Origin of the sequence: Robinsoniella peoriensis, assembly GCF_000797495.1 — a bacterium.
GTDB lineage: Bacteria > Bacillota > Clostridia > Lachnospirales > Lachnospiraceae > Robinsoniella > Robinsoniella peoriensis.
This window is the reverse complement of record NZ_JTGN01000011.1, coordinates 165,241-191,266: the sequence shown is the minus strand read 5'-3', so window position 1 is coordinate 191,266 and position 26,026 is coordinate 165,241. Positions and strand designations below refer to the sequence as shown.

16 protein-coding genes are annotated in these 26,026 nt (G+C 40.9%); all 16 read left to right on the top strand.

Going from position 1 to position 26,026, the window contains the following annotated elements:
- The first annotated feature begins 12 nt into the window (after positions 1–12).
- The 16 genes from QR40_RS21240 to rpoD all read left to right on the top strand — a co-directional run bounded on the left by QR40_RS21240 (position 13) and on the right by rpoD (position 25,963).
- Complete coding sequence (locus QR40_RS21240) at positions 13–1,308, top strand: ABC transporter ATP-binding protein (protein WP_027296816.1); 1,296 nt, start codon at positions 13–15, stop codon at positions 1,306–1,308.
- Between the two features lie 83 nt (positions 1,309–1,391).
- Positions 1,392–2,312, top strand: a complete 921-nt coding sequence (locus QR40_RS21235; protein ID WP_027296817.1) for a class I SAM-dependent methyltransferase — start codon at positions 1,392–1,394, stop codon at positions 2,310–2,312.
- A gap of 75 nt (positions 2,313–2,387) precedes the next feature.
- A complete protein-coding gene (locus QR40_RS30120; RefSeq protein WP_052430978.1) occupies positions 2,388–5,432 on the top strand; it encodes a glycosyltransferase family 2 protein in 3,045 nt (1,014 codons plus the stop codon).
- A gap of 37 nt (positions 5,433–5,469) precedes the next feature.
- Positions 5,470–7,914, top strand: a complete 2,445-nt coding sequence (locus QR40_RS21225) for a glycosyltransferase family 2 protein (RefSeq protein ID WP_044296666.1) — start codon at positions 5,470–5,472, stop codon at positions 7,912–7,914.
- Between the two features lie 31 nt (positions 7,915–7,945).
- Positions 7,946–10,684, top strand: coding sequence for a YfhO family protein (locus tag QR40_RS21220; protein WP_044296665.1), 2,739 nt, complete (start codon positions 7,946–7,948; stop codon positions 10,682–10,684).
- Between the two features lie 4 nt (positions 10,685–10,688).
- On the top strand, positions 10,689–11,873 hold the full coding sequence (gene rffA, locus QR40_RS21215; RefSeq protein ID WP_044296664.1) for a dTDP-4-amino-4,6-dideoxygalactose transaminase: 1,185 nt from the start codon (positions 10,689–10,691) through the stop codon (positions 11,871–11,873).
- Positions 11,866–13,857, top strand: coding sequence for a glycosyltransferase family 2 protein (locus tag QR40_RS21210; protein WP_044296663.1), 1,992 nt, complete (start codon positions 11,866–11,868; stop codon positions 13,855–13,857). Before rffA ends, QR40_RS21210 begins: the two co-directional genes overlap by 8 nt.
- 93 nt (positions 13,858–13,950) lie before the next feature.
- Complete coding sequence (locus QR40_RS21205; RefSeq protein ID WP_027296821.1) at positions 13,951–14,913, top strand: glycosyltransferase family 2 protein; 963 nt, start codon at positions 13,951–13,953, stop codon at positions 14,911–14,913.
- A 100-nt stretch (positions 14,914–15,013) separates the two neighbouring features.
- A complete protein-coding gene (locus tag QR40_RS21200; protein ID WP_027296822.1) occupies positions 15,014–16,414 on the top strand; it encodes an undecaprenyl-phosphate glucose phosphotransferase in 1,401 nt (466 codons plus the stop codon).
- Positions 16,415–16,439: 25 nt separating this feature from the next.
- Positions 16,440–17,867, top strand: coding sequence for an LCP family protein (locus QR40_RS21195; protein ID WP_052430977.1), 1,428 nt, complete (start codon positions 16,440–16,442; stop codon positions 17,865–17,867).
- Between the two features lie 4 nt (positions 17,868–17,871).
- Positions 17,872–18,810: a glycosyltransferase family 2 protein gene (locus QR40_RS21190; RefSeq protein WP_027296823.1), complete on the top strand. Its 939-nt coding sequence runs from the start codon at positions 17,872–17,874 to the stop codon at positions 18,808–18,810.
- A 23-nt stretch (positions 18,811–18,833) separates the two neighbouring features.
- On the top strand, positions 18,834–20,660 hold the full coding sequence (gene glmS / locus QR40_RS21185) for a glutamine--fructose-6-phosphate transaminase (isomerizing) (RefSeq protein ID WP_027296824.1): 1,827 nt from the start codon (positions 18,834–18,836) through the stop codon (positions 20,658–20,660).
- A 255-nt stretch (positions 20,661–20,915) separates the two neighbouring features.
- Positions 20,916–22,691: a S1C family serine protease gene (locus QR40_RS21180; protein WP_052430976.1), complete on the top strand. Its 1,776-nt coding sequence runs from the start codon at positions 20,916–20,918 to the stop codon at positions 22,689–22,691.
- A gap of 146 nt (positions 22,692–22,837) precedes the next feature.
- On the top strand, positions 22,838–24,313 hold the full coding sequence (gene clpX, locus QR40_RS21175) for an ATP-dependent Clp protease ATP-binding subunit ClpX (RefSeq protein WP_081999006.1): 1,476 nt from the start codon (positions 22,838–22,840) through the stop codon (positions 24,311–24,313).
- Between the two features lie 4 nt (positions 24,314–24,317).
- Positions 24,318–24,776: a signal peptidase II gene (locus QR40_RS21170; protein WP_027296826.1), complete on the top strand. Its 459-nt coding sequence runs from the start codon at positions 24,318–24,320 to the stop codon at positions 24,774–24,776.
- Positions 24,777–24,838: 62 nt separating this feature from the next.
- Complete coding sequence (gene rpoD, locus QR40_RS21165; protein ID WP_027296827.1) at positions 24,839–25,963, top strand: RNA polymerase sigma factor RpoD; 1,125 nt, start codon at positions 24,839–24,841, stop codon at positions 25,961–25,963.
- Positions 25,964–26,026: the final 63 nt, after the last annotated feature.

Below are 26,026 nucleotides of genomic sequence, written 5' to 3'. Positions count from 1 at the left end.
GAGGTAGAATAAATGGATGAAATAGCGATTAAGGTAGAAGACCTTACGAAAATATATAAGTTGTATGACAAGCCTTCCGACCGGTTGAAGGAATCACTGGGCCTTAGCAAGAAAAAAGTCCTTTCCAGAGACCATTATGCACTGCAGCATGTCAGTTTTGATGTAATAAAAGGTGAGACGATAGGTATTATCGGAACTAATGGCTCCGGTAAGTCTACGATTTTAAAGATTATCACAGGTGTGTTAAATCCAAGCGGCGGAAACCTGACAGTAAACGGCAGAATTTCAGCTTTGTTGGAGCTGGGTGCCGGATTTAATATGGAATACACTGGTATTGAAAATATATATCTGAATGGAACCATGATCGGTTTCACAAGAGAAGAGATTGAAAAAAAGATGGATGATATCCTGGAGTTTGCGGATATTGGTGAATTTATTCATCAGCCGGTTAAAACCTATTCCAGCGGTATGTTTGTCCGTCTGGCATTTGCAGTAGCGATTAATATAGAACCTGAGATTTTGATTGTAGATGAGGCGCTTTCCGTTGGAGATGTATTTTTCCAGACGAAGTGTTATCGTAAGTTTGAAGACTTCAAGAAGATGGGGAAGACGATTCTTCTGGTAAGCCACGATCTGAGCAGCATCAGCAAATACTGTGACCGGGTTATTCTTTTAAACAAAGGCAAGAAGCTTGCAGAAGGCGTGCCAAAACAGATGGTGGACATGTATAAAAAGGTTCTGGTAAACCAACTGGATCTGGATGCACAAGGGAAGCTGACGGAAGTTGTGCCGGAGAAAAAACCTGTTTTAGCAGCGGATATAGAGAATCAGGAAGAATGGAATCCGTCCTTTGATGTGAATCCGCATATTAATGAATATGGGGATAAGAAGGCCGAAATAATCGGATTTAATATATTAGATGAAAAAGGAATGTCCAGCAACACCATTGAAAAAGGAAGTTTGTGCACGATTCAGATGCGTGTGAAATTTCATGATAAGATTCATGATCCGATTTATGCATTTACCATTACCGATCTGAAAGGGACAGATATTACCGGAACCAACAGCTTATTTGAAAAAGTAAATGTACAGAGTAAAGGACCGGGAGAGTATCAGGAAATTGCATTTACCCAGCGTATGGATATGCAGGGCGGGGAATATATGCTTTCCCTTGGATGCACGGGATATGACCAGGTAGATTTTGTTGTACATCACAGGCTGTATGAGGTATGCAATCTGACAATCGTATCGACCAAGAACACAGTTGGTTTCTATGATGCGAATTCAAAAGTTGCGTTATTGAATTAGAGCGTGGAAGATCCAGGCTTTATGCTCTGGATGTGTGCTTCGAATAACGATACATCCGATACGGGAAGGGGAAAGGATTGACAATGCAGGAACAGGTGGGAAAAGTTCGTCTGGATTATAAATATTATCCGGGTGAAGATTTGTACAGCGACGGCAAAATTGAAGATATGCTTCTGGAAATTGCAAGCCGTTATGAAGAAGAGGAATTAAATCAGGTAATTGCAGACAGCAGGGATTGGTCGGTGTTATACCATATGTCTCATATCAGACAAAATATCATTGACTGGTTTCCGTTTCATAAACAGGGAGAGGTTCTGGAAATCGGCTCCGGATGCGGAGCGATTACGGGGGCATTGGCACGCAGGGCAAAAGAAGTTACCTGCATAGAACTGTCCAAAAAGAGAAGCCTGATCAATGCTAACCGTAACAGGCATTATGACAATATTAATATATGTGTTGGAAATTTTCAGGATATAGAAAAAAGTCTGGAAAAGAAATTTGATTATATAACTTTGATTGGTGTATTTGAGTATGCGGAAGGCTATATTGGAACGGATGAACCATACACAGAGTTTTTGCGTTTGATCGGAAGCCATTTAAAACCAGGTGGGAAAGTGATTATTGCTATTGAAAACCGTTTGGGGCTGAAATACTGGGCAGGCTGTAGAGAAGACCATGTAGGAACTTATTTTGAAGGCTTGGAAAACTATCCCAATACCAGCGGAGTGCATACTTTTTCCAAACCGGAACTGGAAGATATATTTAAAGAGGCTGGTTTTGCTGAGGCGGATTTCTATTATCCATATCCGGACTACAAGCTTCCGATGACAATATATTCAGATGAATATCTCCCGAAAAAAGGAGAATTGAATACAAATATCTGGAATTTTGACAGAGAACGGCTCCTTTTATTCGATGAAGAAAAAGTTTTTGATTCTTTGATAGACAGCCGCTTGTTTCCGTTGTATTCCAATTCATACCTGGCTATCTTAGAGCGTGTTTGAAAATTCATTCACGTCATCTGCATGCCCCGCTTTGCGGTCTGAATTTGCCAAATCAGAAAGGAACAAATAATTATTATGAAGAAAGTGGTATATTCCAAATTCTCAAATGAAAGAAGTAAAGCATTTGATATTCGTACAGATATCCTGATTGACGAACATAAGAAAAAAACGGTCCGTAAGGTACCCTGCTATGAGGAGGGAATTCCTCATGTGAATAATATAAAGAGGTGGTACGATGAACTGTCACAGATGTTTCATGGTACGAAGATCTCGGTTAATCATTGTGCATTGACTGAAGAAGGTGTCGAACTGGAATATCTGGAGGGGATGTATACTTTAGAAGAGGGGCTGCATCAACTTTGGCAGTCCGGTAAAAAAGATAAAGCGATGAAGTATCTGAATATCTATATTGAGATCATACGTGAAAGTGCTACTGAGCCCTTTCGGATGACGGAAGAATTCAGAGAAATATTCGGCAATCCTTGTCTTCCTGAGAATCAGTATTCTATGCCGGTATCCAATATCGATATGGTACTGGGTAATATTCTGGTGGGCAAAGGCTGGAATCTGATTGATTATGAATGGACCTTTGCTTTTCCGATTCCGGTAGACTTTGTGATTTTCCGTGTTCTTCATTATTTTTTACACGGAAATGAAGATATATCGAAGAATGATCTGACACAATATTACCGGCAGGAAGGTATCTGTCCGGACCAAATTCCGGTTTATCTGGAGATGGAGAAATCTTTTCAGGATTATGTAGTTCGCGGACATGTACCAATTCGTGAGATGTACAGCTCTATTTCTCAGGGATTTATTGACCTGAGAGGGGACGGTCTGGGAGTTAACTATCATCCAAAGACAAAGTTTGTAAGCACCTTGTATTATTCCGGGGGAGAAGTCTTTTCAGAGGAGCGGTCCTTACATCAGAAATTATATTTAGATAAAGAAGGCAGTTTTTCGGTTACCTTTGAAATTGAGAATCCGGGAGATATCGGTATGCTCAGGTGGGATCCTCTGGAGCGGGAAATCTGCTGCTGCAGAATAGATAACATCATTTCTGAGTGTATGACACAGATAGAACCTATGAACGGATTCCATCAGGGAGATGGGGATGTTTTCTGGGATTATGATCCGGCTTATATCATCCATGGCAACTTTAAAGAATTGCATTCCATTACCATTCAGGGACATATCGATATCCTGGATGAAAGAGAGATGGTTAAAAATCTGAAAGCACAGAGAAAAGAGCTGACAGAGCTGCGTGAAAAGGCCCATCGCTATCATGACAAGGGAAAAGAGCTGCAGGATCAGCTGCATGCCCTGAGACAGACAAAAGGCTTTCAGGCTATGGAAAAAATGCGTACGGCACGAAATTATGCCAAGTTTAAGGCAAAGCAGATGATGCCGCAAAAGCCGGATACAGAAGCTGTTAAACCGAAAACGCCTTACCAGAACTGGTTTGAGGCTCAGCTTCCAACGCAGGCTCAGTTAGAAAGCCAGAGAAAGCATCAGTTTCTTTATAAACCAGTGATCAGTATTTTGGTTCCCACGTATAATACACCGCTGAAATATCTTCATGAGATGATAGAATCCGTACAGTCACAGACCTATGGAAAGTGGGAGTTATGTATTGCAGACGGCAGCTGTGGAAATAAAGAACTGGAAGAGGCATTTGAGTCATATGCGAAAAAGGATGCCAGAATCAAATATGTTTTGCTGGACAGTAATAAAGGAATATCTGAGAATACCAATGGGGCAATCCCTTTGGCAACCGGTGATTATATAGCACTTTTAGATCATGATGATGTTTTGGCACCCAATGCGCTCAGTGAAATGGTGCAGGCACTGCAGGATAAGAAGACAGATATTGTATATTCGGATGAAGATAAGGTAAATGCAGATTTGACCGAACATATGGATCCCAATCTGAAGCCGGACTTTAGCCTTGACCTTTTGCGCTCCCATAATTATATCACCCACCTCTTTGTAGTGAAAAGTTCTATATTCCATGAAGTGGGAGGATTCCGTAAAGAATTTGACGGAGCACAGGATTATGATCTGATGTTCCGGTGCATCGAAAAGGCAAAAGTGATCAAGCATGTTCCTAAAATTCTTTATTATTGGAGAATGCACAGCAATTCTACTGCTGAGAATCCGGAAAGCAAAATGTATGCATATGAAGCCGGAAGAAAAGCGATTGAAGAGCACCTGAAACGGGTGGGAGTTAAAGCGGATGTGGAAAGAATGGATCTCTGGGGAATGAATCATGTAAAATATCATACGCCGGGTGATCCCCTTGTTTCCATTATTATACCAAATAAAGATCATACAAAAGATCTGGATCTTTGCGTGCGCTCTATTCTGGAGAAAAGTAATTATAAAAATATAGAATTTATTGTTGTGGAAAATAACAGTCAGAAGAAAGATACTTTCTCCTATTACGAGAAGCTTTCCCAGGAATTTAAAAATGTCCATGTGATTACCTGGGAGAGCGGATTTAATTATTCCGCCATCAATAACTTTGGTGTGAAGCATGCAAAAGGAGATTATCTGCTGTTTTTAAACAACGATACGGAATTAATCAGTCCGGATGGCATTCGTGAAATGCTGGGCTGCTGTATGAGAGAAGAAGTTGGATGCGTAGGAGCGAAATTGCTGTTTGCAGATGATACGGTTCAACATGCCGGTATTGTACTGGGATTTGGCGGATTTGCAGGACACGTCTTTTCCGGTATCGGGAAGGATGACTTAGGTTTTATGCTCCGCCCTGTAATTAACTGTAATTATAGTGCCGTTACGGCTGCATGTATGATGGTGCGCCGTGAGGTTTTTGAAGAAGTTGGATGTTTTAATGAAGATTTTGCAGTAGCATTAAATGACGTGGAATTCTGTATGAAAGTGCGCGCGAAAAAGTATCTGATTGTTTATAATGCTTTTTCACTGTGGCACCATTATGAATCCAAGTCCAGAGGCTACGAGGATACGCCGGAAAAACAGGCGCGTTTCCAGAAAGAAGTAGAGAAGTTCCGTTCTGTTTGGGGCCCGGTTGTAGATGCGGGTGATCCTTATTACAATCAGAATTTCTCAGTAAACCGTGCGCCATTTACCCTTTGGTAATCTGGCAGTATGGGGTGACGAATTTAGGAGGATACGGATGGACAGATTGTTTAATGTACAGATAGCCAGATTTCATCTGGCACACAGGGACTGCTATGTATTGCAGGGAATTTGTGAAGGAGATGAAATCACCGATAAAAATATTTCTGCATTTATGGACCGGAAGCGGCTTCCTGTGAAAGTTACGAACTTATCGGGGATAGAGGTACGGAAAAAATATCTGGCAAAGGGGCTGGAAATAGACCGGGAATATTTTATATGGATTAAACTTCCGAAAGAAATGGGCTCCCACAAAAAGTTATCCGTTTTCCAAAAGACAGAGGAGGAACAGAAGCGGATTTACAGGCTTCCTGTTTCCAACCTTTTAAAGCAGCAAAAAGAAGTGAATTTCTGTATTGATGCTATTCGTGCAGGAGCGGATGGGAAAATGTCCGTAAGTGGCTGGGCAGCGTCGATAGAACCTTATCAAGTTGAACTTAAGGACAGTAAAGGCTGTGAAATAGATGCAGAAATAAAATTCCACGAGCGTGTGGATCTGGCTGGTAATTTTCCTGAGGGGCATCTCTGCAATCAGGCCGGGTTCCAGCTGGAATATAGGAAACCGGCTTCGAAGGTGAAGATTACCGTTACAGCATGTGGGCTTAGTTCCGGCTATACGGTGGGTTCTTCTGCTGCCGGAAAATCAGGACAGCCATCGTATTTAACAAAAGGTATTGCATATCTGAAACGAAACGGTCTGGAGCGTGCCATGAAACGTACGATTGAAAAAGTAATGCGTGTGGATATGAATATTGAAGAGAACTATGGAAAATGGCGCAGGAAACATTTGATTTCCAGAGAAGAACTGGAAGAACAAAGGCGCACCAAGTTCGGGCTCAGACCCCTGATCAGTATCGTAGTACCATTATATAAGACACCTCTTCCTTATTTAAAGGAATTTGTGGAATCCGTACAAAACCAGACTTACGAGAACTTTGAACTATGTCTCTCAGATGGAAGCGGGGAGGATTCGCCTCTCGCTGAAACATTAAATGAAATGCAGAAAAAGGATTCCAGAATCAAGGTCATTTATCCGAAAAAGCAAATGCAGATTTCAGAAAATACTAATTATGCAATTCAGATTGCTACGGGAAATTATATTGCGTTTGCAGATCATGACGATTTACTGGCGCCGGAGGCGCTGTTTGAGTGTGTGAAAGCAATCAATAAAAATCCCCGTATTGACGTGCTTTATTCGGATGAAGATAAAATTACTATGAATGGAAAAGAATATTTCCAGCCTCATTTCAAATCAGATTTCAATATTGATTTACTATGCAGTATGAATTATATCAGTCATTTATTTGTTGTAAAAAAAGAACTTTTAAAACAGGTGGGATGCCTGCGTCAGGAGTTTGACGGAGCACAGGATTACGACTTTATTTTAAGATGTGCAGAGCAGGCAAAAGAGATCTGGCATATACCGAAAGTACTTTATCATTGGCGTGCCCATAAGGATTCCACTGCTGAGAATCCCGAGAGCAAGCTTTATGCTTTTGAGGCGGGAACACGGGCAGTGCAGGCGCATTACGACAGGTTTGGCATCGAAGCAGTTGTTTCAAGTGGAGCATATCTGGGGCTTTATAAGACCCGGTTTGTAATGCCGGAGGAGAAACCTCTGATCTCAGTAATCATACCGAATAAAGACCATTCTGCTGATTTAGATAAATGTGTCCGTTCCATTTTAACCAAATCAGCTTATCCTAATATAGAATTTATTATTGTGGAAAATAACAGCAGTGAAAAAGAAACATTTGATTATTACCGAAAACTGGAAGCAGAGCTTGCATGTGTGCATGTTGTCTGCTGGAAAGATGTATTTAACTACTCCAGCATCAATAATTTTGGTGTGAGACATGCAAAAGGAAGCTACTTACTGTTTTTAAATAATGATACGGAGATTATTAATGAAGATTGTCTGGAAGAAATGCTGGGCTACTGTATGCGGGATGATGTGGGAGCCGTAGGAGCCAGACTGTATTTTGAGGATAATACCATTCAGCATGCAGGCGTTATCATTGGATTTGGCGGGATTGCAGGGCATGCATTTATCGGGAGCAGACGTGATGATAATGGATATTTTTCCAGAATTATCTGTGCGGCTGATTTAAGCGCAGTAACAGCGGCATGCATGATGGTAAAAAGAAGTGTATTTGAAGAAGCCGGAGGGTTTGACGAGAACCTTCAGGTTGCATTTAATGATATAGATTTTTGTCTGAAAGTCAGGGCACTTGGTAAGTTAGTGGTGTATAACCCGTATGCAGAACTTTACCACTATGAGTCCAAGTCCAGAGGATATGAGGATACCCCCGATAAAGTCCAGAGGTTTAACAGGGAAGCCAACAGGTTTCTTGCTAAGTGGCCGGATATCCTGGAAAAAGGGGATCCTTATTATAATGTGAATTTATCGTTAGACAAGGCGGATTTCTCGTTGAAGATTTAATTAGGGAGAATTTCAGCAAGGGGAGTAACGTATGATACAGGAAAAAAATACAAGCAGTTTTAAGACGGCAGGGATTCTAAGCCTGATCATTTTAGGTGCCTGTCTTCTTATTTTTCAGAGTTATATATTTGGAAATGAAACCTTTGTCTTTGGAGACATAGGTTCTGATACAAAGCAGCAGTATCTGATGCAGTATAATACTATTGTGAATCATTTGCGAAACGGAAGTTTTTCTCTGTGGGATTTCAACAATGGTTTTGGGGTAAATATGTTTGGACTGAACCTGACAGATCCCTTTTTGATGGTGCTTTACCTGTTGGGTGTCGTGTTTGGACCGGAGCATCTGGCTTCGTATCTGGTATATTTCCAGATTTTTAAGATACTTCTTGCAGGTATCGCAGTCTATTATTATTTATCCTGCTTTTCACTTTCAGAATATGCAAAGCTTATTGCAGGATTTATGTATGCATTCAGCGGCTTCATGGTGGTCTGGGGGCAGCATTATCAATTTGCTACGGTAGTTGTCTTCTTTCCCCTGCTCTTACTCTGCATAGAAAAAACACTGGTATGTAAAAAATACAAACTGATTCTTGCCGCAGTCTCCGGTATTATTGTATTTGGAAGCTTATATTGGGGATATATGTGTCTGCTTGGAGGCGGCATATATTTATGTTTCCGGCTGATTCAGCTGAATGGATGGAAGCTTAAAGAAAAAATCATGCTTTTATTCAGTGATGGATGCTTTATGCTGTTAGGTGTGGGAATGGGAGCCATTAATCTTTTTCCGGTTGCCGCACTTTTGTTTGGAACAAGTGCAAGGCTGGCCTCCACCACGAGCCTTTCACAGCGGTTGCTGGCTTCTTTCAGTCTTTGGCCTAAAGATTACTATAAGACAGCATTATACAATCTGTTTTCCAGTAACCTGCAGTCGGGATCCACATATTCTTACAGTGGATTTTCAAATTATTATGAAGATATCCACCTGTTTTTATCTACCTTGTTTGTAATATTGTTATTTCAGTATTTGTTTACTATTCACAGGCAGAATACAGATAAAAAGCATAAAATAACCCAATATGCGGCAGTTATACTGATTGCAGTCAGCATTGGTCTGAAATGCGGAAGTATTATATTCAATGGATTTTCTTATGAATTCTCAAGGCACAGCTTTTTATTTATGCCGCTTTTCGCACTGGTCAGCGGGATGATGCTGGACCGGATAATAAAAGAAAGAAAATTAAATATTTTGGGGCTGGCTGCAGCATGTATTGGAATTATTGCGGTATATGGGAAGGCCTATACATATCTGAAAGAAGCAGGATATGGTGAAAATGCCTTTTTTATGCTTGTGACAGGAATAGGCATGGCAGTTGTCCTGTGGCTGTTTGTTCAGAAAAAATGGAAGATACCTTTCAGTAATCTCTATTTAATGCTGGTGGTTCTGTTATTTTTTAATGTCACCAGTGATACGGCATTAAATTATAAGAACAGGGATACGGTAAAGAAAGATGATACTTCTTATTTTGAAGGCACATATCATTCTTCCGTGGAGGAAGCGCTGGCATATTTAAAATCTATTGATTCTTCTTTTTACAGAGTAGAAAAGGATTTTATCTCTGCTTCCCACAGTATGGATTCGCTGGCGCAGTATTATCATGGGGTCAGTACTTATAATTCTACCCAGAATGGAAATATAGCAGCATTTGTAGACCGTGTATGGCCTCAGTTGTACAGTTTGGGGGATATCAATCATTACCAGTTTAAAAATGCGGTTCATGACAGTGATCTGGCAGCTCTTTGTAATGTGAAATACATTTTGACTAAGACGAAGGATTTAAATGTGGACGGCTATCAGTTTTTGCGTGAAGTGGGAGATATTTATATTTATAGAAATCAGAAAACTTCCTCCCTTGGTAAATTCTTTACAAAGACCATGGAAGAAGATGCATTTACCGCAAAGCGAAGCCAGTTTGATGTAGAAGGTTTATTGTCGGATGTTCTGGTACTGGATGAATCGGAAAGCCAAAAGAAGAGCGCTTTTCGGATTTCTGACAAACAATTAAAGGAATATCAGAAGAAAAAAGCAGCAGATTTGATTGCGTATGATAAAATAGATACGTCCGTATGCCAGGCAGGTAATCATGAAATTACAACCTATGACCAGCACTTTATTCATCTTCCGGTTAATCAGAAAACATTACAAAAATACCAGAGAGCAAAGCTTGAATTTACAATCGAGGTAGATTTCCCGACCTATGTGGAAATAAGTACAAACGATGACCGCCCTTACAGAGTGTATGTGAGAAAAGACGAACCGAAGAATATAGCATTAAACATTTTGCCGGATACGGAAAATATTACGATACAGATCAATGAAGGAAAAGTAAATGCAAAGCTGACAAATTTGAACGCTTACGGATATAAAGACTCTATTGTATACGATGAAGAAGCAAATATTGAAATTACAGATCCGAAGCGGGACAGTATGATTACAGGTAAAATTGAAGCACCGGTAGATGGTATGGTGATGCTGGCAATTCCTTTTGAAAAAGGGTGGTCCGTTTATCTGGACGGAAACAGGCAGGAAATAAAAAGGGCGGATTATGGCTTTATTGCCTTTGAAACTCCAGCGGGAAGCCATGAGGTGAAAATAGTATTTGATCCCCCTTTATTTAAAGAAGGAGTCATTGTAAGCATCATAAGCAGTATCATATTTATATCAATGCTGGTATGGAACATAAGGATAAGCAGAAATAGGAAAGAAGAGTAGTAAAATGATCGATTTTAATGTACCACCATTTACAGGAAAAGAACTGGACTATATAAAAGAGGCGATTGACGCAAGGAAAATCAGTGGTGACGGAAAGTTTACAAAGCGGTGTTCCCAATGGATGGAAGATCGTTTCCATGTAAAACATGCTCTGCTTACCACATCCTGCACCCATGCCCTGGAAATGGCGGCCTTTCTGGCAGAGATCCGGCCGGGGGATGAAGTGATTATGCCGGCATATACATTTGTTTCCACTGCGGATGCATTCGTACTCCAGGGCGCAAAGCTGGTATTTGTAGATATCCGGCCGGACACCATGAATATAGATGAACGTCTGATTGAACAGGCGGTAACGGAGAAGACAAAAGCCATTGTACCGGTTCACTATGCCGGGGTGGCATGTGCCATGGATGAGATTATGACAATTGCCGGGAGACATCATTTGGCTGTTATTGAAGATGCGGCGCAGGGTGTGGATGCTTACTACAAAGGCAAAGCCCTTGGTACAATCGGGGATTTTGGATGTTACAGTTTTCATGAGACCAAGAATTATTCTATGGGTGAAGGCGGAGCGATATTATTCCAGGGGGATGAATATCGTGAAAAAGCGGAAATACTAAGAGAAAAGGGAACCAACCGGAGTAAGTTTTTCCGGGGACAGATAGATAAATATACCTGGGTGAATTATGGTTCCTCATACCTGCCTAGCGATATGAATGCGGCTTATCTCTATGCCCAGCTGGAAATCGCAGATAAAATTACAAAGGATAGAATGAGAAGCTATGCATACTATCAGGAGGGCCTGAAGGGATTGGCGGATCAGGGATATTTAAGTCAGCCATCGGTGCCGGAATATGCGGTGCACAATGCCCACATGTACTATATTAAAGTGGAGAATCTTAAAGTGAGAAGCAGATTAATCGCCTATCTTCATGATAATGGCATACATAGTGTGTTTCATTATATTCCTCTGCATACTGCTCCGGCAGGTCTGAAATTCGGACGTTTCTGCGGAGAAGACTGCTATACCACTTTAGAGAGTGAACGCCTTTTGCGGCTTCCCATGTATTATGGTCTGGAGGAAAAGGATTTGGAACATGTGGTAAAAACAATAAAAAGTTTTTTCACAGGAGACAGCAGTTTTGCAGGTCAGCCTGCTTGTGCTATTCAAGGGGACAAAAATGAGTAAACATGCAAAGATTTCCTGGGGAAAGCTGGTAAAACGACTTTCTCCATATAATATTAAAAAAGCGTGTCTGTATCTGAAGCACTATGGCTTCAAGGAGTTTACGGTAAAACTTACAGAGCGTTTTGAACATTCGGATGTGGACTATCCTGTCTGGTTTGACAGGCACAAAGCATCGGCAGAGGAACTGGAACGGCAGAGAGAACAAAACTGGAAGAATCCGGTGAAATTCAGCGTGGTAGTTCCTGTTTACCGGACGCCGGAAGATTTTTTGCGCCAGATGATCGAATCGGTCTGCGAACAGAGTTATCCTCATTGGGAGCTGTGTCTTGCTGATGGCAGCGGAGACGACACGCAGACGGGTAAGATTATAAAAGAATATGTGAAAAGTGATGCCAGAATCCGGTATCAGAAACTGGAAGAAAATCTGGGGATTGCAGATAATACAAATGCGGCATTTACGATGGCTAAAGGAGAGTTCATTGTTTTGTTTGATCATGATGATCTGCTGGCACCAAATGCGCTGTACGAAGTGGCGAAGGCGATAGAGGAAAATCAGGAAGCAGAAGTTATTTATACAGATGAAGATAAAGTGACATCGGATCTTTCGGAACATTTCCAGCCGCATTTTAAGCCGGACTTTAACCTGGATCTGTTGAGATCGAACAATTATATCTGTCATCTGTTTGTGGTAAAGAGAAGTCTGGTAGAAAAAGCAGGAGGGCTTCGCAGGGAATTTGAAGGCGCCCAGGATTATGATTTTGTTTTCCGGTGCATCGAAGAGGCAAGTAAAGGGGAAATGCATGATCAGAGTGTGAACAAAAACCATGTTGATACTGATGGTTCCGGAAGTATCGCAGGCCGCCTTGCAATATGCAGAGGGTCAAAAGTAATACATGTCCCGAAGGTACTCTATCACTGGAGAATTCACAAAGCTTCCACAGCTGACAATCCCGCTAGTAAAGCCTATGCTTTTGAGGCAGGAAAACGGGCAATTGAAGCACATCTGAACCGATGCAAAGTAAAAGGAAGTGTTAGCCAGACAAAAGATATGGGATTTTACCGGGTTTCTTATGAAGTGACTCATAAACCGCTTGTCTCGATTATCATTCCCAATAAAGATCATGCAGATATCTTGCAGAGCTGTCTAAATTCCATCAAAGAAAAGACAACTTATCCGAATTATGAGGTTATTATTGTAGAAAATAATAGTAAAGAGGAAGAAACTTTTGCATTTTATAAAAATTTGGATGGACAAAATCGGATTCAAGTAGTATATTGGGACAAGGAATGTAGACTTTCCTCGGAATGTAGCCCTTCCTCGGAAGGTAGCAATACTTCCAGATTTAATTATTCGGCTATTAACAATTTTGGAATAGCAAAATCTTCAGGGGAATATATCATCTGCCTGAATAATGATATAACAGTAATAACACCGGGATGGATTGAAGAATTTTTAGGCCATGCAATAAGAGAAGAAGTCGGCATTGTCGGTGCAAGGCTTTATTACCCGGATGATACCATTCAGCATGCGGGTATTGTACTGGGGATCGGCGGAATAGCAGGCAGTATGTTTGTGGGACTGCCCAGAAGCCATAGCGGTTATCTGCATAAAGCCAGGCTGCAGCAGGATATGAGCGCAGTGACAGCTGCATGTATGATGGTCAGCCGCAGTGTCTATGAAGAAGTGGGTGGATTTGAAGAGAAACTGGCAGTTGCCTTTAACGATGTGGATTTTTGTCTGAAGGTTGGGAAAGCAGGCTATCTTGTGGTTTATGACCCCTTTGTGGAAATGTACCATCACGAGTCAAAGACCCGCGGACCGGAAGATACAAAAGAGAAAGTAAGACGTTTTCAATCAGAGATAGAATATATGAGAAGTCATTGGATTTCCCTCCTGAAACAGGGTGATCCTTATTATAACCCTAATTTTTCTTTGAAAACCTGGAATTATGAACTGAAAAATGAATTTTCAAACAGGCTTTAATACAGCAACCGCGCAATTTCCACAGACTGGTATTGAATGGCAAAAACTGATGCAGCGCTGTACTGGCCGGAAATGTCGCAAGAGGAATAGTTTATGTGTAAAGTATCAGTTGTGATACCAAATTATAATGGAATGATTTATCTGGATGACTGCCTGAGCGCACTGCGCAGGCAGACGGAGAAAGACTTTGAGATCCTGCTGGTGGATAACGGATCCGGTGACGGGAGCATTTCATTTGTAAAAGAGAAATATCCGGAAGTAAGATGTATAGCATTAAAACGAAATTATGGGTTTTGCCGGGCGGTTAATATCGGGATTCAGAAAGCAAAGGCACCTTACGTGATCCTGTTAAATAATGATACAAAAGCAGAAGAGGATTTTGTCAGGGCCCTGCTTGCAGATATAGAAATGCATCCAAACTGTTTTTCCAGCCAGGCGAAAATACTGCAGATGCATAATCCCGCTCTGATGGACGACGGTGGAAATTATTACTGTTCTTTAGGCTGGGCATTCGCCTGGGGAAAAGACATGCCCGCAAATCTGTATGATGAACCCCGCAGAATTTTTGCATCCTGTGCATGTGCTGCAATTTACCGAAAAAGTATTTTCTCGGTGATTGGATATTTCGATGAACGGCATTACGCATATCTGGAAGATATCGATATCGGATACCGGGCAAGGATTGAAGGATATGAGAACCGCTATGCACCTGGGGCAGTTGTGCATCATGTAGGAAGCGGAACCACCGGTTCCAGATACAATGAATTTAAAATCGGCTACTCAGCCAGAAATAATATTTATTTAATTTATAAAAACATGCCTTTTCTGCAAATACTATTAAATATACCATTCTTAATAACGGGAATTCTGGTGAAAACAGTATTTTTTGGCAGTAAAGGATATTTTAAAGAGTATATACAGGGAATTAGAAAAGGTTTCGCATTGGCGGAAAAAGGAAGTAAAGTTAAATTTAAAAAGAAAAATTTCAAGAATTATGTTAAAATACAATTTGAATTGTGGATTAATATCATAAAACGTCTGAAAAATACGAGATAAGTTCTAAAAAAGTTAGATATCAAATCGAAAAATGACAGTTGCCCTTTTTAGGGAGATATTGTATTATAGAACGTATGGATAAAGCGAGGAGTGAAGATTAGTGATTAAAGATAATCAAAAGTATTTAAATCGCTTTCATGTTGTAATTGATGGCTGTGTTATTGCGGTCAGTTACGTAGCGGCATGGTTTATCCAGTTTTGGCTGCTGGAGGATCCGGATATAGGTAAGCTTCCGGTGCAAACTTATATGTCCGCATTAATTCCATTAATACCAGGACTGCTGCTGCTTTATTATGCTTTCAGCCTTTATACTCCGAAAAGAGTGCAGGGCAGGCGGTTAGAATTTGGTAATATCATGAAAGCAAACAGTATTGCACTGTTGCTGTTTATACTTATTTTATATATGATACATGAAAACAACTTTTCGCGAAAGATGCTTTTCATTTTCTATGGCTTAAATATAGGCATGGAAATTCTGGTCCGTTATTTTATACGTAAAGTATTGATGAATATGCGGGCAAAGGGAATGAATCTTAAGCATATTATTCTGGTCGGATACAGCCGGGCAGCAGAGGAGTTTGTAGACCGGGTGAAGGAAAATCCGCAATGGGGTTATCTGATTCGCGGTATCCTGGATGATAATGTGGAAAGCGGAACCATGTATAAAGGTATTAAGGTTATTGGGCGAATAGATAATCTGCTGGTAATACTTCCGCAAAACAGGCTGGATGAGATAGCGATTACTCTGGGATTGAATGAATATTATAAATTGGAACGTATTGTTTCCTTATGTGAAAAGTCAGGTGTCCATACAAAGTTTATTCCGGATTATAATAATATAATTCCGACAAAGCCATATACAGAAGATCTTCTGGGACTTCCGGTTGTTAATATCCGCCACGTCCCGCTTACGAATACATTTAACATGATGGTAAAAAGAGCAGTTGACATTCTGGGAGGAACCTGTGCAATTATTTTGTTTTCTCCAGTCATGTTAATCGTTACCGGGGTAATCAAGCTGACTTCTCCGGGTCCCCTTATCTTTAAGCAGGAGAGGGTAGGGCTTCATAACAAGCCTTTTATGATGTACAAGTTCCGGTCCATGGAGGTACAAAAGCCAAACACAGAACAGCGCGCATGGACGGTTAAAAATGATCCGCGTGTTACCGGTATCGGAAAATTTATGCGGAAAACCAGTATTGATGAACTTCCGCAGCTTTTTAATGTCCTGAAAGGAGATATGAGCCTGGTGGGACCAAGGCCGGAGCGGCCGCAATTCGTAGAAAAGTTCAGAGAAGAAATACCTCGTTATATGATAAAGCATCAGGTACGGCCCGGGATGACCGGATGGGCACAGATTAATGGTTACCGTGGAGATACCTCTATCAGACGCCGTATAGATTATGACTTGTACTACATTGAGAACTGGACTTTGGGATTGGATATTAAAATCCTTTTTTTGACGATTTTCAAAGGATTTGTTAATAAAAATGCATATTAAAGATTAATTAGAGAAGGGGAATGAAATGTCAGATCGAAAGAAAAACCGCGAAAGCCAGAATAGAAACCAGGGCCGTCCGAATAATGGTCCGTATCAGAGCGGCCCAAATAATGGCCCATACCAGAACGGACCTTATAATGGTCCCTATCAAAATGGACCTTACAACGGTCCGAACAACGGGCAGTATCAAAATGGCCCATACAATGGTCCGAATAACGGATACCAGAATGGTCCGTACAATGGTCCTGGAAACGGTCCGTATAACAATGGACAGTACCAGCAGAATGGATCTTATAACGGACAATATCAGAATGGACCTTATCAGAACGGACCTTACAACGGGCCTGGTAATGGTGCGCCAAAGGGCAGAAAACCGAAAAACAGCAATGTAGCCCCTGCCGGTGGATATCCGGGAGGAAAGGATAAGAAGTCATCCAAGAGAAAAACCAGAAGAAGAGTCATTTTTGTAATTGAAATACTTGTTCTGCTGGTACTTGCAGTAGGATTATTTGTTGCTGCTAAATTCAGTAAATTAAAAACAGAAGATATTGCAGAAGGCGATATTATTATCAACTCAGAGATTCCTTCTGAGCAGGCAGCGGTCATGAAGGGTTACCGGAACATAGCTCTATTTGGCGTGGATTCCAGGGATGCGTCTACAACAGACTCCCGTAGTGATACGATTATGGTGGCAAGTATTAACAACGAAACAAAGGACATTAAACTGGTTTCTATTTACCGCGATACTTACTTAGACAACACGAACGGTGAATATCGGAAAGCAACAGAGTGTTATCAGTTTGGCGGACCGAAACGTTCTATGAATATGATTAATAAAAATCTGGACATGGATATCACCGATTATGTTACGGTTAACTTCAATGCAGTTGCAGAAGTGGTAAATGCACTGGGCGGTGTGGAAATCGATATACAGGAAGATGAGATTGTTCACCTGAATAATTATCAGGTAGAAGGATCCGAAGTAACGGGATTGGAAATTGTCCCCGTGGAAACAACAGGCCTTCAGACATTAAATGGTTTACAGGCATTATCTTACTGCAGAATCCGTTATACAGCCGGAGATGACTTTAAGCGTACAGAACGTCAGAGAACTGTATTAGAGCAGATCTTTAAAAAGGCAAAAACAGCAAATCTTTTGGAATTAAATAAAATTATAGACAGTGTGTTTGATAATATTTCCACAAGTTTAAGTGTTACCGAGATGGCTAGTCTTGCAAAAGACATCGCTTCTTATAACATGAGTGATACGACCGGTTTCCCGTTCGAGCAGATGCCGGCTAATATTGCCGCAGGCGACTGTGTAGTACCTGTTAATCTGGCCCAGAATGTAAAAGAACTTCATACGTATCTATTCGGCAGCGATGGCTATACACCTTCCAATACGGTACAGGAAATCAGTAACAAGATCATTAACGAAACAGGAATTCAATAAACCTATGAAAAATTATACAGTTGATGTTATCATCCCGACTTATAAGCCGGGAAAACAATTTCATATGCTGATGCAGATATTAACCAGGCAGGATTATCCCATACATTGTATTCGTATTATGAATACAGAGAAAAAGTATTTCCCGAAAGCAGGGATTTATGAGAAAATGCCGGGGGTGGAAATCCACCATTTATCTGCAGAAGAATTTAATCATGGCGGCACTAGAAATAGAGCCGCCACGATGTCTGATACGGACATTTTATTGTTCATGACTCAGGATGCCATGCCAAAAGATGAATTTCTGGTTTCGTCCCTGGTAAAAGCGTTCGAGCGTGAATCTGTGGGTGCGGCCTATGCCAGGCAGCTTCCAAACGATGACTGTAAGATTATTGAACGTTATACAAGATCCTTTAACTATGGAGATAAAAGTGTTGTAAAATCAAAAGAGGATCTTCCCGTTCTGGGAATAAAAACCTTTTTTTGTTCCAATGTGTGTGCCGCATACCGAAGGGAGCTGTACGCTGCACTTGGAGGTTTTGAAAAGCATACAATCTTTAATGAAGATATGATTATGGCAGGAAAGATGATAAAATCCGGCAGAGAGATTGCATATGTGGCAGAAGCTATGGTATATCACTCTCATAACTATGGGAATATGATGCAGTTTAAGCGTAATTTTGATCTGGCTGTCTCCCAGGCTGACCATCCACAGATATTTTCTATGGCAAGTTCCGAGAGCGAGGGAATGCGAATGGTAAAGCAGACCGCTGCATATCTTATGAAAATCCATAAACCCTGGCTGATCGCTGATCTGGTAATGAAAAGCGGGTTTAAATACCTGGGATACTTTTTAGGAAAACGATACAGGAGATTGCCGAAATGGCTGGTTTTGAAATGCACTATGAGTCCTAATTACTGGAAACAACAACAAAGCAACCGCTAAATGAATTATGAGGAGGAACAACTATGTGTGGAATTGTTGGTTATATAGGAGAGAGTCAGGCAGCACCAATTTTATTGGATGGCTTGTCAAAACTGGAATATCGTGGTTATGATTCTGCTGGAATAGCAGTTTATGACGGTACCTCAATTGAAATGAAGAAATCCACCGGGCGTCTGAAGATTCTGGATGAACTGACACACGGCGGCGCAACTATGCCGGGGATGGCAGGAATCGGACATACGAGATGGGCAACACATGGCTCACCGTCTGATGTGAATGCACATCCACATTTTAATAAAGATGCTTCCATCGTAGTTGTACACAATGGAATTATCGAGAATTATTTAAAGTTAAAGAAAAAGCTCCAGTCTAAAGGGTATGAATTTTTATCTGAGACAGATACGGAAGTGATTGCCCATCTTCTGGACTATTACTACAAAGGTGACCCGTTAGAGGCGATTACTAAGATTATGCACCGTGTAGAAGGTTCTTATGCCCTTGGAATCATGTTTAAAGAACATCCGGGCGAAATCTATGCCGTTCGTAAAGACAGCCCCTTAATCGTGGGACACAGCAAAGATGGCAACCTGATTGCATCCGATGTTCCCGCAGTGTTAAAGTACACCAGAAACGTTTATTTTATCCAAAATGAAGAAATAGCTATGCTGACGAAAGATGGCATGACCTTCTATAATATTGATGAAGAAGAGATCGATAAAGAATCAACAGAAATACAATGGGATATCAGTGCTGCGGAAAAAGGCGGATATGAGCATTTCATGTTAAAAGAAATGTATGAACAGCCAAAAGCGGTTACCGATACATTGAATCCAAGAATTAAAGGAAATGAAATTGTAATTGAAGAACTGGGAATGACCGAAGAAGAAATTAAGGCAATCCGTAAAATTTATATTATTGCCTGCGGTTCCGCTTATCACACCGGTGTCACTGCAAAATATGTATTTGAAGGTCTGGCTAGAATTCCGGTAGAAGTAGATCTGGCCAGCGAATTCCGTTATCGCAATCCGATTTTTGAGCCGGATACCATGGCAATTATCGTTAGCCAGTCCGGTGAGACTGCAGATTCTCTGGCTGCACTCCGTGAGGCAAAGGCGCATGGCATTAAGGTATTGGGAATTGTAAATGTAGTGGGAAGTTCCATAGCACGGGAAGCGGACAATGTAATGTATACCTGGGCTGGTCCGGAAATAGCAGTAGCAACCACGAAAGCATACAGCACCCAGCTGATTGCCCAGTATTTACTGGCATTAAAATTTGCCCATGTAAGAGGTAAAGTGACAGACAGCCAGATGGAAGAGTACATCAGGGAACTGAAAAGGCTGCCTCAGCAGATTGAAATGCTTTTAAACAACAAAGAAAAGATTCAGCGTTTTGCTAATCGTTATATTGCCGCAAAAGACGTATTTTTTATCGGAAGAGGAATTGATTATTCCATTTCCCTGGAAGGCTCTTTAAAGTTAAAAGAAATCTCCTATATCCATTCTGAGGCTTATGCAGCAGGTGAGTTAAAGCATGGCACAATATCCCTGATTGAAGAGGGAACGCTGGTAGCAGCAGTGCTTACCCAGGAAGACCTTTACAAAAAAATGATCAGTAACATGCAGGAAGTAAAGACAAGAGGGGCATTCCTTCTGGCAGTTACAAATGCAGACCACACTGATGTGGAGAAAACGGCTGATTATGTAATCTACATACCGAAGACAAACCAGTATTTTGCCAATTCACTGGCGATTATTCCGCTGCAGCTGTTCGGTTATTATGTAGCTCTGGGCAAAGGCTGTGATGTAGATAAGCCGAGAAATCTGGCAAAGTCTGTTACCGTAGAATAGTGGAATAAATGTAAGTATATGCATTCGTATATTGTTCCTGTATAGAATCAGTACGGGCGCAGTACAATAGGAAATACAGGATTTTAAATGCAGTCCGTAACTCCTAAAGTACTGCGTCCATATTTATTTTCAACATTTTTTGATATTTTTGTCGTTTCAAATTTTTTTAAAACATTTATCACAGATTGAACACATTTGGTTGTTAAACTGATACCAGAAAATAACAAAGAGGAAAAATACGAGGAGGTAATTCAAATGTATGATGAATTTAACGATAAAGAACAAAACAATGTAACAGGAGGTACTCCTTCTAATTCAGGAGAAGGATACAGACAGGACGAAGTGTATGAACAAAGTGATGCACAGCCATCAAACGAGAATATGGTTTACGATGCAGATGAGACTGCAGATACCATAGAATCACCGGAAACATCAGAAACTGCTGACACAGCTGAGGAACAGGCATATGCACAGCCAGATAATCAAATGACAAGTTCCCAGAATCAAAACGGGCAGGCTCAGAATAATTCATTTTATCATTACGCTTATGACCGGGATAACAGACAGGAAGAAGAACAGCAGCAGGATCAGCAGGGACAACAGCAGCACTCTTATGGCTCCTATCAGACAGGCGGCCAGAACCCGAATCCGCCCCGCTATGAAAAACCGAAAAAGAAAAAATCCATGATGTCCAAAATTGCAGTGGCAGCATCGGTAGCAGTTGTATTCGGTGTAGTGGCAAGCGCATCCTTCCAGATTACAGATTATGTAGGTGGAAAAGTATTCCCGCAGACAAAGCAAACAGAAGCGAAAATCAGTTCAACAGGAACAGTGAATGAGCTGAATAAGACTGCAGAAGGCAGCACAGTCAGTACATCATCCACTGATGTGGCAAAGGTTGCCGAAAATGCAATGCCTTCCATTGTAGCAATTACCAGTAAAACGGTAAAAGAAGTACAGACATATTTTTATGGAACTCAGGCACAGGAAGAAGAGAGCAGCGGCTCCGGTATTATCATTGGTAAAAATGACAAGGAGTTACTGATTGCAACAAATAACCATGTAGTAGAGGGTTCCGAAAACCTGACCGTATGTTTTACTGTAAATGTGGAAAATCAGGAAGATAAAGTAGTTCAGGCACAGGTAAAAGGAACGGATCCGGAACATGATCTGGCAATGGTAGCAGTACAGTTAAGTGATATTCCGGCAGATGTATTAAATCAGGTTAAAATAGCTGAAATCGGTGATTCTGATAACTTACAGGTTGGACAGCAGGCAATTGCAATTGGTAATGCACTTGGCTATGGACAGTCCGTTACATCCGGTATTATCAGCGCACTAAACCGTGAAGTCAGTGTTGAGACTACATCCGGAACAGTTACCAACAGTCTGATCCAGACAGATGCAGCGATTAACTTCGGTAACAGCGGTGGTGCTTTATTGAATATCAACGGTCAGTTAATCGGAATCAATTCTGTAAAAGCAGCATCTTCAGGAGTAGAGGGGATGGGATATGCGATACCGATTAATACTGCAAAACCGATCTTAGATGATTTAATGAACCGTACTACCAGATCAAAAGTGGAAAGCAGCGAAAAAGGTTATATGGGTGTGAAACCGGTGGATGTTTCTGAAGAAGCAAAACAGGTATATAATATGCCGTCCGGTGCCTTTTTATATGAAGTAGTAGAAGGTTCAGCAGCAGAAAAAGCTGGTCTGATAAAAGGGGATATTGTTACAAAGATTGACGGTATTTCCATAACATCTGCGAATGATTTATATGACAGAATGAATTATTACAAAGCAGGGGAAACAATTGATTTAGAGGTTCAGGCAGCCGATGGCGGTGAATACAAAGCCAGAACAGTCAGCATCACATTAGATAAGCAGAGTGCTGATACAACCAGCAATAATACAAATCCCCAGAGTGAAGATTCCTCAAACGGGCAGTCACAGCAGGATCAGATGACCCCAATGATTCCAAATCAGGGCGGTAATGGAATGGAGCAGTTCTTCAACTTTAATAATTAAGTGTCATTAGCAGAATAGTATAACCGTTCCAGGATTTGGAGATCCTGGAACGGTTTTTTATAGATTTTATAAAATCTTCACTTGTGCGAGCTTTTTGTCTATGATATAGTTACTTGTAGTAGTTTGTGCAAAAGAGAGGAAATAATATGTCAGATAAAAAAGATGAAATATATGATAAAGATGTAGTGGATGCTGTTGACTCTGATGATGAAGATATAACAGCAGATATTACAGAGACTGAGGAAAAAGTAAAGACAGAAAAAAATAAAGAAAAACCGGATGACGATGAATATGAAGAGGTCTGTTTTATATGCAGACGGCCGGAAAGCAAAGCCGGAAAAATGGTAAATCTTCCCAACAGTATTCATATCTGTTCGGAATGTATGCAGAAGGCATTTGATACCATGAACAATGGAAATATTCCATATAATGATCTGATGAATATGTCAAACATTAATATGGTAAATCTGTCAGAGCTTACGAATAAAATACCAAACCAGCAGAAGGTCAAGAAGAAAAAGCCCAAGGAGGAGCCTAAGAAGGAATTTGATGTAAAATCAATTCCCGCACCTCACAGGATCAAAGCCAGTCTGGACGAATATGTTATTGGTCAGGAAAAGGCAAAGAAAGTAATATCCGTTGCGGTATACAACCATTACAAGAGAGTGGCAACCGGAAATATGGATGACATTGAAATTGAGAAGTCCAATATGCTTATGATCGGACCTACCGGCAGTGGTAAAACATATCTTGTCAAAACCCTTGCAAGGCTTTTGGATGTTCCCCTTGCCATTGCAGATGCCACATCCCTGACGGAAGCGGGTTATATTGGCGATGATATCGAAAGCGTAATTTCCAAACTTCTGGCGGCTGCCGGCAATGATGTGGAGAAAGCGGAAAGAGGAATCGTATTTATAGATGAAATTGATAAGATTGCCAAGAAGAAGAATACCAATCAGAGAGATGTCAGCGGAGAATCCGTACAGCAGGGAATGTTAAAACTGTTAGAAGGTGCGGATGTAGAAGTTCCGGTAGGGGCAAACAGTAAAAATGCCATGGTACCTCTTACAACGGTAAACACCAGAAATATTCTGTTTATCTGTGGCGGAGCTTTCCCGGGACTGGAAGACATTATCAAAGAACGGTTAAACAAGCAGGCATCGGTTGGTTTCCGTGCGGATCTGAAAGACAAATATGATGAGGATCCCAACATCCTGGAAAAAGTGACGCTGGATGATATCAGAACATTTGGCATGATCCCTGAATTTATCGGGCGTCTCCCTATTGTATATACCTTACAGGGATTGACAGAGGAGATGCTTGTACAAATTTTAAAAGAGCCTAAGAATGCTATTTTAAAACAATATCAGAAGCTGCTTGCATTAGACGAAGTGAAATTGGATTTTGATGATGAAGCACTGGCATCCATCGCTAAAAAAGCATTGGAAAAGAAGACAGGAGCCAGGGCGCTTCGGGCTATTATTGAAGAGTTTATGCTGGATATTATGTATGAGATTCCAAAAGACGATAATATAGGCAATGTAACAATTACGAAAGCTTATATTGAACATACGGGAGGACCGCTGATCACCATGCGCGGAGTGCCTGCTCTGGAGGGATAAGCTTATGATATACATTCTGATACCGGTAATTATATTTATCACTGATTTTTTAATAAAAGACAAAATTGAGAAAACCAGAGAAATTGGAGAAGATGAAGAAATACTGGGCGGTAAAATCATTCTTCACAAATACCATAACAAAGGCGCTATGTTGAATTTTCTGGATAAAAAGCAGGAGTTTGTAGCCGGGCTTTCCACCGGGATGACGGTGGGAGTCCTGTTCGCTTATCTCTGGCTTCTGGGTAAAAAAGGAATGGGGTTATTAAAAACCGGATTCGCCCTGGTGCTCGGAGGTGCAGCAAGCAATATTTACGACAGGATAAAGCGTGGATACGTAGTAGACTACTTCAGCTTTCAGACAAAATGGAAAAAGTTTCGCCAAATTGTGTTTAATATATCGGATATATGCATTTTTGCGGGATCTTTTTTATTTATTTTGTGGAATCTCAGGAACAAAAGTTGACAGGATATGTCAAAAATGTTATGGTAATCTGTAGGAATACCATAGAGGAGAAAAGAAAGTTTATGGATGAATTACAAGAACAATTTTCAAAAGCATTAAAGGGACTTGTCGAAAAAGCAAAAGGTAAAAAAAATGTAATTGAATACAAAGAAATCAATGATGCTTTTGCAGGAATTGAGCTCAGTGAAGACAAGATGGATGCAATATTAGAATACTTGGAAAAGAGCAATATTGATGTATTACATGGTTCTGCAGAAGATGAAGCAGAAGAATTACTGATTGAAAATGATGATGATCTGCTGTTAGGTGAAGAAGAGGAAGTTGAAATTATCGATGATGTTGATGTCCTGGAAGGCGTCAGTACAGAAGATCCGGTACGTATGTATCTGAAGGAAATAGGTAATGTGCCTCTGCTTAGTACAGAAGAAGAAGTAGAACTGGCAAAACGTGTGGAAAATGGCGATGAAGAAGCTAAAAAATCACTGACAGAGGCAAATCTGCGTCTGGTAGTCAGTATTGCTAAAAAATATGTTGGCCGCGGTATGCCTTTCCTGGATTTGATTCAGGAAGGAAATATGGGGCTTATGAAGGCTGTGGACAAGTTCGATTATACCAAAGGATATAAGTTCAGTACTTATGCTACCTGGTGGATCCGTCAGGCGATTACACGTGGTATTGCCGATACCGGAAGAACCATTCGTGTTCCGGTACATATGGTAGAGACGATCAACAAGACCCTTCGTATGACCAGAACCCTGTTACAGGAATTAGGAAGAGAACCAACCGCTGAGGAAGTAGCGGAGAGATTGAATGTTCCGGTTGGAAGAGTAAGAGAAGTTCTGAAAATTTCCAGAGATCCGGTTTCTCTTGATACACCCATAGGTGAAGAGGATGATAGTCATTTAGGTGACTTTATAGAAGATGATTCAGCACTTTCACCTGCAGACTCTGCAGCGTTCTCCATGCTTAGAGAAGAGCTTGGCACTGCACTGGAATCCCTTACGGACAGAGAGCGTCAGGTAGTTAAACTGCGTTTTGGACTGGAAGATGGAAGAGCAAGAACACTGGAAGAAGTCGGTAAAGAATTTAACGTTACCAGAGAACGTATCAGGCAGATAGAGGCGAAAGCACTGCGCAAGCTGCGTCATCCGTCTCGTAGTAAAAGACTTAAAGATTTTCTTATTTAAAGATTAGACAGCATTTGGGCGTGCAGGCTGGTGTAATGAATTTCAAATACACTTTTGAGCAAG